Origin of the sequence: Campylobacter concisus, from assembly GCF_002913545.1 — a bacterium.
Taxonomy (GTDB): domain Bacteria; phylum Campylobacterota; class Campylobacteria; order Campylobacterales; family Campylobacteraceae; genus Campylobacter_A; species Campylobacter_A concisus_AV.
Map to the genome: position 1 here is coordinate 1 of NZ_PPBR01000046.1, position 14,850 is coordinate 14,850.

Below are 14,850 nucleotides of genomic sequence, written 5' to 3' on the forward strand. Positions count from 1 at the left end.
ATGACTAATAGCATTATCATAAAATAGTTTAACAATTCCATCTATATCATTCCTTCCAAATATTGAAGGAAATCTGACTATTGATATTTTAATATCAGTATTTTTAAATTCTGTATATAGAATTTTTTCAGAGATATATTTTGTTAATCCGTAATACGAAGATGGATTTGGTATTGAATCTTCATTAAAAATTCTAGCTTTCTCAGGCCTTGAAAATATACTTGCAGTAGAAACATATACTAGTTGTTTTATATTTAACTTTTTTGCCAAAGAAATAACCTCCAGTGTCAGTCTTACGTTTGACTCATAGAAGCATTCAAAAACTTGTATCTTTGATCTTATTAAAGATGCACAATGGTATATACAATCTATTTGCTCCTTTTTAGAACCCAGCTCTTCGAAGTTTCTAATGTACTTTAAGTTAACATGCTCAAAATTATCTAGAAAACCAAAATTTTGATGTACATAAACAATAACATTTAATTTCTTAGACAATAGGTGTTTTGTTAAATTACTGCCCACAAAACCACTTCCACCTATTATCAAAACTGCCATATACTAACTCCTTTTTTGGTGTGCCAAATTAATTATTGTATTCTAGTAATCCCAAAAACAAAACCATAATACTAAAAACTATTAAACAATTTAATTTATGTCACCACCCTTATACATTCTTAATTTTTCTCATATCAGTTCATCTTGTTTATAGTTTTTTTGTGAAATTTGCCCGATTACCTCATCCCACCTCATAGGATTTATGCCGTCTCCTGGACGTTTTACACAGATGTTTTGCTCGCTAAAAATTTCACCCTTTTTTATATCTCGTTTTGCCACGATAGACTTTCTAGCTATTTTGATATTTTCACTCTCGCTTTTGCTAAAGTGCTTTAGTCCGTCTCCAAGCGCTAGCTCGATATTTCTAATAGCCCTAACCATAGCCGCTAGCTCATCTGGCTCAAGGCTAGCTTTATGATCAGGTCCGGGCAGGCTCTTATCAAGCGTAAAGTGCTTTTCTATGATCTTTGCGCCCATGGCAACCGCTGCGATATCAACCTCGATGCCAAGCGTATGATCGCTATATCCGACCTCAAGCCCAAAGGCATTTTTAAGAGTTACCATCGCCTTTAAATTTACATCCTCCATTGGCGTTGGATACTGCGTATTTGCATGAAGAAGGCTTATGTTTTCACGTTTCGTGCCACTTTTTACAAGTGTTTCTATCGCAGCTTCCACCTCGCCTAAATTTGCCATGCCAGTTGAGAGAATGATCTTTTTATTAAGCCCACCTATCTGCCTAAGATAAGGTAAATTTGTTATCTCGCCACTTGGGATCTTAAATGTGCTAAGCCCCAACTCATCAAGAAGCTTTATGCTGTCGCTATCAAAAGGAGTTGAGAGAAAAGTGATATTTTTTTGCTTGCAGTAGGCTATAAGCTCTTTATGCGTGTTCTCGTCTAGTTCAAGCTTTTTTATCATCTCAAACTGGCTTTCATTTTTATCGGTAGTTTCTTTTTGATAGCTAGCCTTTTGCGCGTTTTTTGAAACAAGATTTTGAGCCTTAAAAGTCTGAAATTTCACCGCATCAGCGCCGGCTTTGGCTGCCACGTCGATCAGTTTTTTAGCTAAATTTATATCGCCATTGTGATTAACCCCAGCCTCAGCTATGATAAAAACTCTATTTGACATCAAACTTCCTTTAAAATGCTAGTTTTACGCCTTTATAAAAGCGTTTTTCTCCAAGCTTCTCATCACGCTAGTTCCGCCACCTATGATAGAATTTTCGCCTATCACTATATACTCTTTGCTAGTTGCATTGCTGCCAAAGAATGTCTCATCTTGCACGACAACGCCACCATTTACCACACTTGCTGTTGAGATATGGCAGTGATCGCCGATAGTTGCGTCATGCTCGACAAGCGCCTTTGTATTTATGATGCAGTTTTTACCGACAGTTGCACCAGCGTTGATCAAGGCATGATGCATCACCACGCTTCCCTCACCTACACTTGCATGCTTTGAGATATACGCAAGTGGCGAGACTATGGTTGGAAGTATAAAACCTATCTCTTTTAGCAGTGCAAACAGTCTTTTTCTAGGCTCGCTACTTTTTATCTGCCCAACCGTCACCACAGCATTTTTGCATGATGTAAAAACCTCAGCCAGATCATCATCGCTACCGATGATCTCATAGCCAAGCACCTTTTTACCAATATTTTCTGCCGTATCTATGATACCAATTATATTAAATTTAGCTTCGCTCTTGATGACATCTATCACACTTTTACAGTGCCCGCCACCACCTACTAAAACTATATCTTGCACGGCTAAACTCTTGCACTACTTGGGATATTTACTATCCTATCGCTTAGAAATTTAGCATTTTTTAGCTCATCTCTTTGGCAGTTCTTAAACATATCAAGCTCATTCATGAGCTGCCATATAGGACGCGTGAAAACACCATTTTCATTGCTAAATTTCAAAAACTCATCTCGTTTTTCACTGCTTTCAAAGAGCACCGCATTTAGCCAAAAATTTGACCTAGCGTCCGCTGGCTCATCTATAAATTTCACATCATCAAATTTAGAAAAATACTCTTTATAAATCATCGCAAGTTCGCGTTTGCTCTTTAAAAATAGCTCCAAATTTTCAAGCTGCGCCACAAGCAGAGCTGCATTTAAATTTGGTAAGCGGTAGTTGTATCCGATCTCGCTATGACGATACTCAAAAGGATGTGGCACCTTGGCCGTTGTGGTGATAAATTTAGCGTGCTTTGCTATCTCCTCATCGTTTGTGATGATAGCTCCGCCACCTCCGCTTGTGACTATTTTATTGCCATTAAAGCTCATCGCTGCAAGATTGCCAAAATTCCCCGTATGAGTGCCTTTATAGTAGCTACCAAGGCTCTCGGCGCAGTCTTCTACTAAAGCGATGTTCCAACGCTTGCAAATTTCAGCTATCTCATCTATCTTGCAAGGCAGTCCAAAAGTGTGCATAGGCACGCAAGCACGCACTATCCTGCCGCTAGTTTTATTGATACATTTGCCGCCTTTTAGCTCGCAGTTTTTCTCTAAAAATGCACTAAGTGACGCTGGTGACATACCAAGTGTATCAAGATCAACATCCACGAAAACCGGCTTTGCAAAAAGGTAGCTAATGGCGTTGCAAGTGGCTATAAAAGTAACTGGCTGCGTGATCACTTCGTCATTTTGCTCTACGCCAGCTAGTTTTAGGCAGATGTGAAGCGCCGAGGTGCCATTTGTCGTGGCAACTGCAAATTTAGCACCGACCATTTGAGCTAGCTTGCTCTCAAACTCATCGACAAATTTGCCGACACTTGAGACAAAGCTAGAGTCGATGCACTCAAGTAGATATTTTTTCTCATTGCCTATAAATTTAGGCTCGTGAAGCGGGACTTTATCCTTGCCAAAGGTACTTTTTATAAATTTCAAAACCTCGTCAAAATCACATTTTTTCATCGAGATACTTTCCTGTTTCTTTATGCATAAAATTTGGTATGAGCTCGAAAACTTCGCGCAAAATCTCCTCTTTGCTCCATGTCAAGCTTGATTTTAAATTTAAGATATTGTTTTTGAAAATTTCTAGCTTTTTGCTGTCAAAATTTGCATCATTTTTAACTATGCCGATATTTTGAAGTCTTTGCATGTCAAGTCTCTCGCCATCAACGAAAAACTCCTCATAATCCTTCTCTCCAGTCGTGTCGCTAGGCGCAAAAAGACAAGGGTAAAAGCCATCTTTTGGAAGCACTTTCGCAAGCTTTCTAGCCTCCTCCTCATTTTCACATAAAAATGGCTCATAGCCTAAATTTGCTAAGTATCGCTTGGCTATCTCGCTAAATGTTATGAGGTCTAAATTTTCATCTAATTTTGGGAAAAATATATCTCTATTTTCGCCAAAAATGGTGCTTAAAAGGCAGAGCTCACCGCTCTCTTTTGGCGTTAAAAAGTAGCGCCTGACGTCGTTTGGAGCGACTATGGGCTGAGCCTTTTCTATGCGTTTTTGAAAACCAAAAAGAAGCGAGCCGTCACTAAATGCCACGTTTGCAAACCTAGCCATCGAGACGTCGATTTCTAAGGAGTGCCTAAACGCAAACATCTCCATGATACGCTTGCTAGCTCCCATTAAATTTACAGGGTTTGCTGCCTTATCAGTGCTAACACAAAAGTATTTTTTTGACTTCATGCTAAAGGCTTGTGCTAGCGTTTTGTCGGTATTAAAGATGTTTGTTTCGAGCATCCTCATAAGCGTAAACGGATCTTTTTCGCTTCTAACGTGCTTTAGCGCTGATAAATTTAAGACGTAGTCAAATCCACCGCTTTGCGCTAAAAGTGCGTCAAATTCGGCGCTTGCAACATCTATAGCAAAAGTTTTAAACTCGCCACTTATATATCCAAACTCGCTTCTTATGTCACGCACTAGCTCAACAAGATTGTTTTCAGAGATATCAACGACGTAGAGTTTTTTGGGATCTCTTATAAAGATCTCTTTTGTCACGGCGGAGCCTATCGAGCCAGCCCCACCGATAACTAGAAAGGAAGAAGTATTAATTATTTTTTTTAACTCATTTCCTAGTTTCAATAAATCTTGTAAAAAAAGATGATTTTTTCTACCTATTAGGTCTAAAATATTCATATATTTTTTACTACTAGAATATCTTCTCTAGTATGATTTAAAGGTAGATCATCCGACTGTTCTAGCAAATAAGTCTCACATCCCATAGAGCGATACCTTTGAAGTATAAAAAAAACCATACTATCGTCAAAACAAAGTGGTTCTGGCTTATTCCAACAAATATCTGGTACAGAATCAGAATGTGACCATTTTTTATGAAATTCACAACCAGACACAGATGAGAGAAACCGCTTTTTCTTACTTATATTTTGAATATCTCCAATCAGCATTCTCCCTCCTGTATCTTTAAGAAGCTGTATACATTCATCCAAAAATCTTACATAGTTAGAATGATAAACAACTAGTTGCAAAACAGAATAAACAATAATATAGTCAACTTTTGAATACAACTGACCATAATCGTAATTGTATGGAAATTCATATGGAATTTTATTTATAAAAGGTTCATTTGGTAAATTATCTAGCATTTCTTTCGAGTCAACTAAATATAAAATGAAGTTATTTTGCTTAGAATATTCTATGAGAGATCTAACAGGACCAGAACAACCACACCCAATATCCATTATAATTTTTGATCCTTTAGATTCTTGCTTTATTTTTAATTTGTTTAAAATATCCGGAAAAATATTTGCCTCTGTTTCCTTTCTATGTAAATTAGAAAACCCAACTTTTTCTATATTATTTAGAGAAGTATTTTGGGCCATTTCTTTAAAATCATTAAAACTTAACATAGTAATTACATCCTTTCTTTAGCTTTGATTCCCATTATATTAAATGCTGTTTTTATCGAGATAGCGACAACTGCAAAAACTTTTAGCAAGCTATCTTCGTTTTCGTTTCCAACCACACGGTTTTCATTATAAAATTTATGAAAGCTAGCAGCCAGCGACTTCAGATAGTCTGGTATTTTTTGAAGCTGCCTTGAAGCAAAAGCATCCTCTAAAATTTCAGGCAAGATAAGCGCTTCAAAAAGTAAATTTTTAGCATTTTCATCTAGGCATTCAAAGTCTGCATTTATCACGTCACTAACGCTTTTTTCAGCCTTTGCAAAGACCTGATTTATCCTAGCGTGAGCGTAATTTATATAAAAGATAGGGTTTGAGCTATCCTCTTTTTTAAGCTCATCCACGTCAAATTCCAAACTACTCGTATTTGCTTTACTTATAAAGATAAATCTAAGCGCCTCAGCACCGATCTCACTCGCGATATCGCTCATCAGCACCGCATTGCCAGCACGCTTGCTCATTTTATATGGCTTGCCCTCTTTTAGTAAGCTAACCATCTGCATAAGTATCACTTCAAGCCTATTTTCGTCGTATCCAAGGAAATTTATCGCAGCCTTTAGCCTTGCGATATATCCGTGGTGATCCGCGCCCCAAATGTTTATATAGTGGTCAAAATTTTTCTCAAATTTAGCGTTATGATAGATGATGTCGCCAGCTAGATATGTCGGTCTGCCGTCATTTCTAACCACAACCCTATCGTTGTCATCACCAAGTGTGGTAGAAGCGATATAGATAGCGCCCTCTTTTTCATACATTTGATTTGAGCGTTTTAGCTTTTCTATAGTTGGCTCCAGGCGGTCGTAAAGAGCTTTTTCGCTAGCCCAGCTCTCTATAAAAATGCCAACATCAGCCAAGTCTTTTTTGATGATCTCAAGCACGATATCCTTGCCAAACTCAGCAAGCTCAAGGTTTCTGCTCTCGTCATAAAAAATTTCCTTACCAAATTTCTCATTTGCAAGCTTAGCGATATCTAAAATATAATCCCCGCGGTAATATTTCTCTGGATAGACGACACTTTCGTTAAAAAGCTGCTCTTTAGCCGCAAGTGATATCGAAGTGCCAAGCATATCTATTTGATTGCCAGCATCGTTTATGTAGTATTCTGTTGAGATAGCGTAGCCAAGTCTTTTGCCAAGTCTTGCCAACGTATCGCCATAAACTGCGCCTCTAACGTGTCCGATGTGAAGCGGCCCAGTCGGATTTGCGCTGATGTATTCTATTAAATAGCTGTCTTTTTTCGCATCTTCTTTTGCAAAATTTTCACTATCTAGCAAAATTTGCTTTGAAATTTCATCTAAAAATTCGCTCTTAAGCTTGAAATTTAAGTAGCCATTTACCGCGCTAGCTTCAACTATCTTGCTATCACTAAATTTATCAGCAAACTCGCTAGCTATCATAGCTGGCGACTTTCTTAACTCTTTTGCGAGGCTAAAAAGCGGCGTCGCATAGTGGGCTAAATTTTTATCCTTTGGCTTTTCAAGCACAAATTTACGCTCTAAAACCTTTGAAATTTCAGCTTTTATTTTATTTTTCAACTCTAAAACCTATGCGTTTTTAGTTGTTTCTTCTATCTTATGACTAGCAGCGCTCTCTTCTTTATGCTCGACTTTCTCGCTCTTTTCAGGTGTTGTGTCCTCCATCTCAGCTTTAAAAGTCTTTATGCCCTTACCTAGTCCTTTTGCAAGCTCTGGGATCTTCTTTGCTCCAAAAAGTAATACAATGATCGCCAAAACGATCAACCAGTGGCCAATACTAAAAGAACCCATTTTTTCTCCTTATCAAATTTTCTCAAAATATTATCATAAATTCCTGAATTTCTAACAATCTATCCACTCGTCGATGACATTTCTTAAGTTTATCTTAGCGCTTTTTAACCTCATCGCTCGAAGGATTGATTTTAGCCCTTTATAGCTCTTTTCTATATCATCATTTACTAAAAAATAATCATACTCTAAAATATGCTCCATCTCACCAACTGCGTTCATTAAGCGATTTTCTATCGTCTCATCACTATCTGTTCCGCGGTTTTTCAAGCGCCTTTTTAGCTCTTTTTTATTCGCAGTTGTTATAAAAACTGAAGTGATATAGCTTTTAAATTTCTCAAGTGCGATGTGAAAGCCCTGCACATCGATGTCAAATATCACTATCTTTCCGGCTTCAAGTGCTGCTAAGACTGGCTTTAAGCTTGTGCCATAGTAGTTTTTATGCACCTGCGCCCACTCTAAAAACTCACCTTTTTCTATACCGCTTTTAAATTCATCTTCTTTTATAAAATAATAATCCACCCCATCAACTTCGCCTTCTCTTTTGGCTCTTGTTGTGCTTGAGATAGAAAAATATAGGTCTTTCTCCTCCTTTAAAAGACGGCCCAAAAGCGTGCTTTTACCGCTTCCACTAGGTCCCGAAACTACTAAAATTTGTCCTTGCAACTACTTTTCCTCGAAACTTATATTTATCTTGATGTTCATATCTTTTAGCACATCTCTTAGCGAGCTCTCATTTAGTGACTCACGGACGTGTTTTGTGATCTTTTTAGTTAGCTCTTCTTTATAGTCTTCTTTTGTCTCATTTTTTGAGCTTGTTTGAGGCATATCTTTTAGCCCAAATGCCGCTAACATCGTGTTTTCATCTATATCATCTATCGATGCCATGTCAAAATTTAACTCACTTGATGCTGCGTCTTTACTCTCTTCTTTCGTGTCTTCTTCTTGAGCATTTTCTTCTTCAAAAGTTTCATCCGCAAGGCCTAGATATTCTTTGGCTTCTGGCTCACTCACATCTTCTAGCTCTTCTACTGACATCTCACTAGAAGCGTTTTTGCCATCACTAGGCTCTAAATTTTCTAGCTCCTCACTTGAAATTTCATCTAGAGCCTCTTCTTCTATATCTTCTTCTGCTTTTTCATCATCTACTTGAATTTGCTCTTCATCAGCCTCAGAGCTCTCATCTAAATTCTCATCATTTTTAGGCTCATCTTCCAAATTTATCTCATTTTCAAGACTATCTTCATCATCAAATTTAGCTAGCTCATCTATATTTAGCTCTTCTTGCTCTAAATTTTGAACATCTAGCTCAGTATCCTCTAAATTTTTATTTTCCTCATCAGCTTCTTCACTATTTAGCTCTTCATCAAGCGAATCGATCTCACTAAGCTCTTTTTTACTTTGACTAATATCATCTAACTCTTCATCATTCTCGTCTGTTTTTAAATTTTGTGTATTTTGCTCAACGATCTTTTCAAGCTCGTCTCTAGCTTCTTCATCTACTGGGCTGCTCTCGTCCATATTTTCTATCTCATCAACAAGTGCGCTAAGATCCCCAAAATCACTGCTTAACCCATCTTCGATAGTTTCTTCTACTTTTGGCGTTTTACTAGATTCATCATCTACATTTTCATTAGCCGCTTCAGTTTCTTCACTATTTTCGTCAATTAGCTCAGTATCAGCCTCATCCAAACTGATCTCTTCATCTTCTAAATCTCCAACACTAGAATCTTCTAAGTGCTCTTTTAAAAGCTCATCATTTAAAACATTATCATCTAATTTTTCGGTTTCATCTTCTTTTGCTAAATTTTCAAAATCTGTGTCAATTTCTGGCAACTCAAAATTTTGTAGTTCTTCATAATTTTCATCAATATGTTCAAAATCATCGAAGTTTGCGGAATCATCAAGTCCTAGTTCAGCCTTTGTATCATCACCAGCCACATTAACCGCCTTACTTTCTTCAAATAAATTTATAAATTCGGTAGGGAGGAATGGCTTTTCAAGCATAATGTCAGCAAAATCAGGCTTTATGCCGCCTCTTGGGGCTAGATACATCACTTTTTGGTCAAATTTTATATCAGCGCTCTCCATATCGCTGTCAATAATAATATAGTCAAATTCACCACTTACTGCATTAACATCATCAAATTCTACATACTCTACACCTATTTTATTTAGACTTAGTGTTATGAGACGTGAAACTGCTGGATTTTTGTTTACGAGCGCGACTTTCATAATCCCTCCTTGAAGCACTTGAAGCTGTATTTTATGATAAATTTCATTGCTATTTTCTTAAAAAAATAGAGCCGGCAGATCATTTATCACTTTTAAAAGTAGGTCGCTCATTATCTTCATAATGCCTGCTAAAATAGCTATCAAAACGGAAAATCCGATCGTCACTTTGATAGGATAGCCGATGACTAGTAGGTTAAACTGTGGCATCGTCTTCATTAGCATGCCAAAGATAGAGTCTGAGAGCAAAGAGAGGGCGATGATGGGAAATGACATGATAAAGCCAAACATAAACAAATTTGTAAATAAATTTATCGCATAGCTCATGATGCCAAAGCGTGGATAAAAATCGCCAAGAGGCACAACAGCAAGCGAGCTAGCGTAAAACTGAAGGAGCAAATGGTGACCGTCAAAGGCTAGAAATGTTAGTAACGCGATGAAATTTATAAGGTTTGCTATGACTGGAGAGTTTGTGCCAGTTTGCGGATCAAGCACAGAGGCCATCGAAAAGCCCATGACCATGGAAATTTGCTCGCCTGCCATTTGAAGTGTAGCAAAGATGATGGTTAGCATAAGTCCTGCACTTAGACCCAGCATGACCTCACCTAAGATCTCGCCGATTAAGAAATTTATAGAGTTTTCATGAGCTTTTGAGATGGGAAATAGCACGACGCAAAGGACAAAAACTAAAAGCGTTTTTACGCTAAGAGGAATTTGGTTGTGTGAATAAAATGGAAAAAAGACGATGAGACCGCTTAGGCGTGCAAACAAAAGCATAAAAACTATTACTTTATCGGCTCCAAAAAATTCTACTAGTTCCATTTTGCTCTTTTAAATTTTTTACTAATTTTACAAAATTTTACTTTGTTTTTAAATTTAAGCGATAGTTTTTAGAAATTTGAAGCTAAATTTTAAGAAATTTGCACAAGCTCTTTGTTCTCAAGCTTGTATGAGTTGTCGCATTTCGCGGCTAGGTCGTTGTCGTGAGTGACTAGAACAAGGGCAGCATTGTTTTCATTTATATAGTCAAATAAAACTTGCATCACTTCATTTGCTGTTTGCTTGTCAAGGTTGCCCGTTGGCTCGTCTGCAAAGATGATCTTTGGCTTTTTTGTAAGCACTCTAGCGATACTGACGCGTTGCTGCTGGCCGCCACTTAGCTCACCAACTTTTTGATTTATTACGCTTGAAATTTTAAGCGCTTCAAGATCATTTTTTTCTATATTTTCGCCAGATAAGATGCTTGCAAGCTCAATATTTTCATAAGCGCTAAAACCTTTAAAAAGATAGTGCGACTGAAAAATGATGCCAAAATGAAGCCTTCTAATGGCCAAAAGCTCGTTTTGAGAAAGCTCATAGATCAATCTATCTTGATAGATAACCTCACCAAAATTTGGTTTTAAAAGTGTTGAAAGTATGTGTAAAAGTGTTGATTTGCCACAACCGCTAACGCCGGTTATCGCGATGCTTTGTTTTTGATTGAGAGTTAAATTTATATTGTTAAAGAGCGTATAATCATACGCAAAGCCTAGATTAGACGCTCTTAAAATTTCCATTAGCCTATTTGAGCAGCAACTTCTGCAGCAAAGTCATCTACTTTTTTCTCTAAGCCTTCGCCAAGCTCGAAACGAACGTATTTTACGATCTCGATCTTGCCGCCAAGCTCTTTGCTCTTCTCTTCGATAACTTGTTCGATAGTCTTTTTATCGTCCATTACATAAAACTGACCTAAAAGTGTAAGGCGTTGATCAAGCACTGTGTTATCAGCGTAAAATCTCTCGATTTTGCCAGGGATGATCTTGTCCCAAATTTTCTCAGGTTTGCCCTCAGCTTTTAACTCTTCTTCGATCGCTTTTGTAGCTTTTGCAAGCTCTGCCTCACCTATCTGGCAGCGGCTAGCATACTCAGGGATGTGGTGAAGTGGCTTGCCTAGGCGTTTTAGCTCTTCATTTTCTTTTTCAAGCTCAGCGCGAAGTGCGATAAATTCTTTCTCAACAAAATCTTTATCAAGATCTTTGTAGCTTATAACGCTTGGCTTCATAGCAGCTGCATGCATACATAAATTTCTTATAAATTCAGCTGCTTTGTTTGCAACTTCAGCACTTTCGCAAGCTGCACCGATAAGCACGCCAACACGGCCATTTGAGTGAACGTAGCCATTTACCACGCCCTTATCATCAGCGCTAATAGTCTCAAAGCGGCGAACTACAAGGTTTTCACCGATAGTTGCGATCTGAGTTTTGAAGTATTCTTCAAATTTAACACCGTTTAAAGTGCTTGTATTTAGCTCTTCAACTGTTTTTATGCCACTTGATTGGATGTGAGCTGTTGTATCTTTTGCAAGTGCTTGAAACTGTGGGTTTCTAGCAACAAAGTCAGTCTCAGAGTTGATCTCGCTGATAGTTGCTTTTTTACATTTTGAGCAAACTTCAACACTTACTAAGCCCTCGCTTGCAAGGCGGTCAGCTTTTTTAGCAGCTTGACCTAGGCCCTTTTCGCGAAGGATGTCAACAGCTTTTTCCATGTCGCCATTTGCTTCGCCAAGTGCCTTTTTGCAGTCCATCATGCCAGCTCCGGTTGATTCGCGGAGCTCTTTTACCATTTGTGCAGTTATTTCCATTACTCTTCGTCCTCGCCAAAGTCTTCTTCGCTCATAGCCTCAGCTACAACTGCGTCTTTCTCGTCTTGGCTTACTTCTTCGCCAGCAGCTTGCTCGCCACCATCTTGCTCAAGAAGTGATTTGCCTTCGTTGATCGCCTCAGCCATCTCTTGGCAGAAAAGCTGAACAGAGCGGATCGCGTCATCGTTTCCTGGGATAGGATAATCAACAACGTCAGGATCACAGTTTGTATCGATCGGTGCTACAACTGGGATCTTTAGGCGATTTGCCTCTTGAACGGCGATTTTTTCTTTAACTGTATCAACAACAAATATCATATCAGGTAGGCTTTTCATATTGCGGATACCACCAAGAGTTGCGATAAGCTTCTCTTTTTTGCGGCGAAGCATCAAAGCCTCTTTTTTAGTTAATAAATTTATCGAACCATCTTCTTCCATAGTCTCGATAACTTCTAGTTTGCGGATAGACTGGCGGATAGTACCGAAGTTTGTCATCATACCACCTAACCAGCGGTGATTTACATAAGGCATTCCACATTTTTCAGCGTACTCTTTTATAGCGTCGATAGCTTGTTTTTTAGTACCGACAAATAGAACTGACTTGCCCTCAGCAGCTGCGTCACGAACGATGTTGTAAGTGTAGCGGAAGTAGCGGATAGTCTTTTGTAGATCTATAATATAGATACCTTTTCTCTCACCAAAGATAAATTTTTTCATCTTTGGGTTCCAGCGGCGTGTTTGGTGACCAAAATGTACGCCACACTCTAATAAATCTCTCATAGTTACCATGAGTTTCTCCTTGTTTTAGGCATTTTGCCTTGAATTTAGTTTTATCCTCCACGACCATTAATGCTTTCGCGCAACCAAATTTAGGATTGTCGTGTGTGAAATAAAGCTTGGATTATATTGAAACTTGGCTTTATTGAAGCTAAATTTAAGAAACAATCAAAGCATATGGTTTTTATCTTATGGTAGGTCTATGTGTTTAAAAGCCTTTTCTGCTCTTTCTAAAGTTTCAAGACGATCTATTGCTTCCTTTAGTGATTTTTCATACTCTGCTCTTTTATCATGATCGTAAGCAGGAATATTTATAAGTTCATCAGTAAGCCTTCTCACATATCGTCTTATATCCTCGATGTGCTTTTCTCTTCGCTGTTGCTCTTGGTATTCGTATGAATTTATGATTTTTTCGCGCTTTATTTGATCTTGTCTAGCCATTTCGTCTATTTCAGCTTGTAAAGCTCTTTCTCGTTTTTCTTTTTGTTCATCAAAATACTGCTTTGTAGATGCTATAGTAAGAATTGTAGCATCAGCGCCTATTTTAAATACCCCAGCAATGAAACCAAGTATTTTAACTAATATAAAATACCAGATTGCTCCCATTACTATTGAAAATAAAAAATGACCAAAAATTTCTTTTATATTTATATCAAATCCACGTACAAATAGCATGATCATAAAATACATTAAGATACCTTTGAGTAGATGTTTTACATATTCTTTTAATTCAGATTTTTCCATCTTTTTTCTCGTGACTATTTATGACTTTATCGCTTGTTGTTATTGGACGGTAGTATTTCTATTTCTTCTAATTCACTTAATTCTATTTCCACTATTTCATGATCTTCTATCTCTTTTTTATTATTGTTTAGCACATTGTCCTTATCTTTTTTTATTTCAGAATAAATTGCTACAGACAAGCCAACTATTAAAAATCCAAATACAGAGTCAATCCAAAAATACAAGTTATTCATTTCAATCATTTTTAGCTCCATATTTATTTAAAATACTTTCACATTCTCTTTTAAAATCATATTTGTCACAAACTTCTAAAGCAACACATAATAAATAATAAGGCTTTAAATAGGTCGGTATCTTTAAATTCTTAAATGGGTCAAAAATGTTTGATATATTACTGCCATCAGCTTCAATATACTCTGGAAGTAATTTTATATCTTGCATGATTTTTATATGTTTATTGTCATATTTATTTTTTATATAGCCTAAAATCTTTTTATCATAATCTACAAAACATTTGTGTTTTGATATAAAAGCTTCAATCTTACTTTGATCATCTCTACTTTTTTCTTCATAATCATTTAAGCATTTTTCCCATTTATCTTTACAAAGTTCAATAATCTCCTCAGCATTATTAAGCAAATTATATTTATTAGCAATAGCTACTAAAATAGTTAAAGAAAACACAATACACAAACTAGAACATATATTTCCATCAGATATCAAATTTGCTTTATTTAATATGCATCCGCATATATTATTGTTGCTAATGTCATTCAAGGAGTAGATAGTGAAGTTTAAATTATTATCTACGTCTTCTATTGCTGTTTTATCTTCTTCTTTACAATGTTCTTTTAAAAAAGGCAAAGTATAGTAAATTATTTCTTTAGCATTATTCTCATTTACTAAATCATAAATTTCTTTACTAGAACAATCCAGGAAGTCATTTAGTATATTTTTATAGTGGAGTAGCATGTATTTATCCTTTTTGTTTTTAGTGGATAATTTACCCCCCCCCCCCCCTTAAAAATGTTTTTAATTAGGTAATAAAAAATTTTAAAAAAGGGAATTTTAAAATTTTAAAAAAAAAAAAAAAAAAAAAAAAAAACTTTGTAAAAAAACAGTACTTTATTAAAACATAAACACCACACAAAGAACAGAAAATAAGACTAAGGTAGTTGCTCGATGTTAACAAAAAAAAAAAACACAGAAATCCGAATGAAATCACAGATGAATACAATCAAGAGCACGACGCAAACACACATATGAAGAGAAAACAAGTA

17 protein-coding genes are annotated in these 14,850 nt (G+C 36.7%); all 17 read right to left on the reverse strand.

The window, feature by feature from the left end:
* Positions 1 to 555: NAD-dependent epimerase/dehydratase family protein (locus CYP05_RS03300; protein WP_141090269.1), on the reverse strand; the 555-nt coding region annotated here is incomplete at its 3' end.
* Positions 556 to 684: 129 nt separating this feature from the next.
* Positions 685 to 1,686, reverse strand: coding sequence for an N-acetylneuraminate synthase (gene neuB / locus CYP05_RS03305; RefSeq protein ID WP_103641988.1), 1,002 nt, complete (start codon positions 1,684 to 1,686; stop codon positions 685 to 687).
* A 24-nt stretch (positions 1,687 to 1,710) separates the two neighbouring features.
* On the reverse strand, positions 1,711 to 2,322 hold the full coding sequence (locus CYP05_RS03310; RefSeq protein ID WP_103641989.1) for an acetyltransferase: 612 nt from the start codon (positions 2,320 to 2,322) through the stop codon (positions 1,711 to 1,713).
* Positions 2,323 to 2,324: 2 nt separating this feature from the next.
* Positions 2,325 to 3,476: a LegC family aminotransferase gene (locus CYP05_RS03315; RefSeq protein ID WP_103641990.1), complete on the reverse strand. Its 1,152-nt coding sequence runs from the start codon at positions 3,474 to 3,476 to the stop codon at positions 2,325 to 2,327.
* Complete coding sequence (locus CYP05_RS03320; protein WP_103641991.1) at positions 3,463 to 4,650, reverse strand: UDP-N-acetylglucosamine 4,6-dehydratase; 1,188 nt, start codon at positions 4,648 to 4,650, stop codon at positions 3,463 to 3,465. Before CYP05_RS03320 ends, CYP05_RS03315 begins: the two co-directional genes overlap by 14 nt.
* Positions 4,647 to 5,381 carry an SAM-dependent methyltransferase gene (locus CYP05_RS03325; protein ID WP_103641992.1) on the reverse strand — a complete coding sequence of 245 codons (735 nt, stop codon included), beginning with the start codon at positions 5,379 to 5,381 and terminating at the stop codon, positions 4,647 to 4,649. Before CYP05_RS03325 ends, CYP05_RS03320 begins: the two co-directional genes overlap by 4 nt.
* A gap of 5 nt (positions 5,382 to 5,386) precedes the next feature.
* Positions 5,387 to 6,970 carry an arginine--tRNA ligase gene (gene argS / locus CYP05_RS03330; protein ID WP_103641993.1) on the reverse strand — a complete coding sequence of 528 codons (1,584 nt, stop codon included), beginning with the start codon at positions 6,968 to 6,970 and terminating at the stop codon, positions 5,387 to 5,389.
* Positions 6,971 to 6,979: 9 nt separating this feature from the next.
* Positions 6,980 to 7,201, reverse strand: a complete 222-nt coding sequence (gene tatA / locus CYP05_RS03335) for a twin-arginine translocase TatA/TatE family subunit (protein WP_103566667.1) — start codon at positions 7,199 to 7,201, stop codon at positions 6,980 to 6,982.
* A gap of 51 nt (positions 7,202 to 7,252) precedes the next feature.
* Entirely contained in the window at positions 7,253 to 7,864 is a 612-nt protein-coding gene (gmk, locus tag CYP05_RS03340; RefSeq protein ID WP_009294763.1) for a guanylate kinase, read from the reverse strand.
* Positions 7,865 to 9,433 (reverse strand): Highly acidic protein, encoded by a 1,569-nt coding sequence (locus tag CYP05_RS03345; RefSeq protein WP_103641994.1) that lies wholly within the window; start codon positions 9,431 to 9,433, stop codon positions 7,865 to 7,867.
* A gap of 57 nt (positions 9,434 to 9,490) precedes the next feature.
* Complete coding sequence (gene fliR, locus CYP05_RS03350) at positions 9,491 to 10,252, reverse strand: flagellar biosynthetic protein FliR (RefSeq protein WP_103641995.1); 762 nt, start codon at positions 10,250 to 10,252, stop codon at positions 9,491 to 9,493.
* Between the two features lie 89 nt (positions 10,253 to 10,341).
* Positions 10,342 to 10,986 (reverse strand): ABC transporter ATP-binding protein, encoded by a 645-nt coding sequence (locus tag CYP05_RS03355; protein WP_021085398.1) that lies wholly within the window; start codon positions 10,984 to 10,986, stop codon positions 10,342 to 10,344.
* The gene (gene tsf, locus CYP05_RS03360) at positions 10,986 to 12,050 is read right to left on the reverse strand and encodes a translation elongation factor Ts (RefSeq protein WP_002941206.1); all 1,065 of its coding nucleotides are present in this window, start codon (positions 12,048 to 12,050) and stop codon (positions 10,986 to 10,988) included. The genes CYP05_RS03355 and tsf overlap by 1 nt, the downstream gene beginning before the upstream one ends.
* Positions 12,050 to 12,838, reverse strand: a complete 789-nt coding sequence (gene rpsB / locus CYP05_RS03365; protein ID WP_002941277.1) for a 30S ribosomal protein S2 — start codon at positions 12,836 to 12,838, stop codon at positions 12,050 to 12,052. The genes tsf and rpsB overlap by 1 nt, the downstream gene beginning before the upstream one ends.
* A 177-nt stretch (positions 12,839 to 13,015) precedes the next feature.
* Complete coding sequence (locus CYP05_RS03370; protein WP_141090270.1) at positions 13,016 to 13,570, reverse strand: hypothetical protein; 555 nt, start codon at positions 13,568 to 13,570, stop codon at positions 13,016 to 13,018.
* A gap of 26 nt (positions 13,571 to 13,596) precedes the next feature.
* Entirely contained in the window at positions 13,597 to 13,812 is a 216-nt protein-coding gene (locus CYP05_RS03375) for a hypothetical protein (protein ID WP_103641997.1), read from the reverse strand.
* Positions 13,805 to 14,542 carry a hypothetical protein gene (locus CYP05_RS03380; RefSeq protein WP_103641998.1) on the reverse strand — a complete coding sequence of 246 codons (738 nt, stop codon included), beginning with the start codon at positions 14,540 to 14,542 and terminating at the stop codon, positions 13,805 to 13,807. Before CYP05_RS03380 ends, CYP05_RS03375 begins: the two co-directional genes overlap by 8 nt.
* Positions 14,543 to 14,850 lie beyond the last annotated feature (308 nt).

Bases quoted from the DNA above. Each gene is read 5' to 3' on its own strand.
- neuB (WP_103641988.1), bottom strand. From the start codon at position 1,686: ATGTCAAATAGAGTTTTTATCATAGCTGAGGCTGGGGTTAATCACAAT.
- CYP05_RS03315 (WP_103641990.1), bottom strand. From the start codon at position 3,476: ATGAAAAAATGTGATTTTGACGAGGTTTTGAAATTTATAAAAAGTACC.
- CYP05_RS03320 (WP_103641991.1), bottom strand. From the start codon at position 4,650: ATGAATATTTTAGACCTAATAGGTAGAAAAAATCATCTTTTTTTACAA.
- CYP05_RS03325 (WP_103641992.1), bottom strand. From the start codon at position 5,381: ATGTTAAGTTTTAATGATTTTAAAGAAATGGCCCAAAATACTTCTCTA.
- tatA (WP_103566667.1), bottom strand. From the start codon at position 7,201: ATGGGTTCTTTTAGTATTGGCCACTGGTTGATCGTTTTGGCGATCATT.
- CYP05_RS03345 (WP_103641994.1), bottom strand. From the start codon at position 9,433: ATGAAAGTCGCGCTCGTAAACAAAAATCCAGCAGTTTCACGTCTCATA.
- fliR (WP_103641995.1), bottom strand. From the start codon at position 10,252: ATGGAACTAGTAGAATTTTTTGGAGCCGATAAAGTAATAGTTTTTATG.
- CYP05_RS03355 (WP_021085398.1), bottom strand. From the start codon at position 10,986: ATGGAAATTTTAAGAGCGTCTAATCTAGGCTTTGCGTATGATTATACG.
- tsf (WP_002941206.1), bottom strand. From the start codon at position 12,050: ATGGAAATAACTGCACAAATGGTAAAAGAGCTCCGCGAATCAACCGGA.
- rpsB (WP_002941277.1), bottom strand. From the start codon at position 12,838: ATGGTAACTATGAGAGATTTATTAGAGTGTGGCGTACATTTTGGTCAC.
- CYP05_RS03370 (WP_141090270.1), bottom strand. From the start codon at position 13,570: ATGGAAAAATCTGAATTAAAAGAATATGTAAAACATCTACTCAAAGGT.
- CYP05_RS03375 (WP_103641997.1), bottom strand. From the start codon at position 13,812: ATGATTGAAATGAATAACTTGTATTTTTGGATTGACTCTGTATTTGGA.
- CYP05_RS03380 (WP_103641998.1), bottom strand. From the start codon at position 14,542: ATGCTACTCCACTATAAAAATATACTAAATGACTTCCTGGATTGTTCT.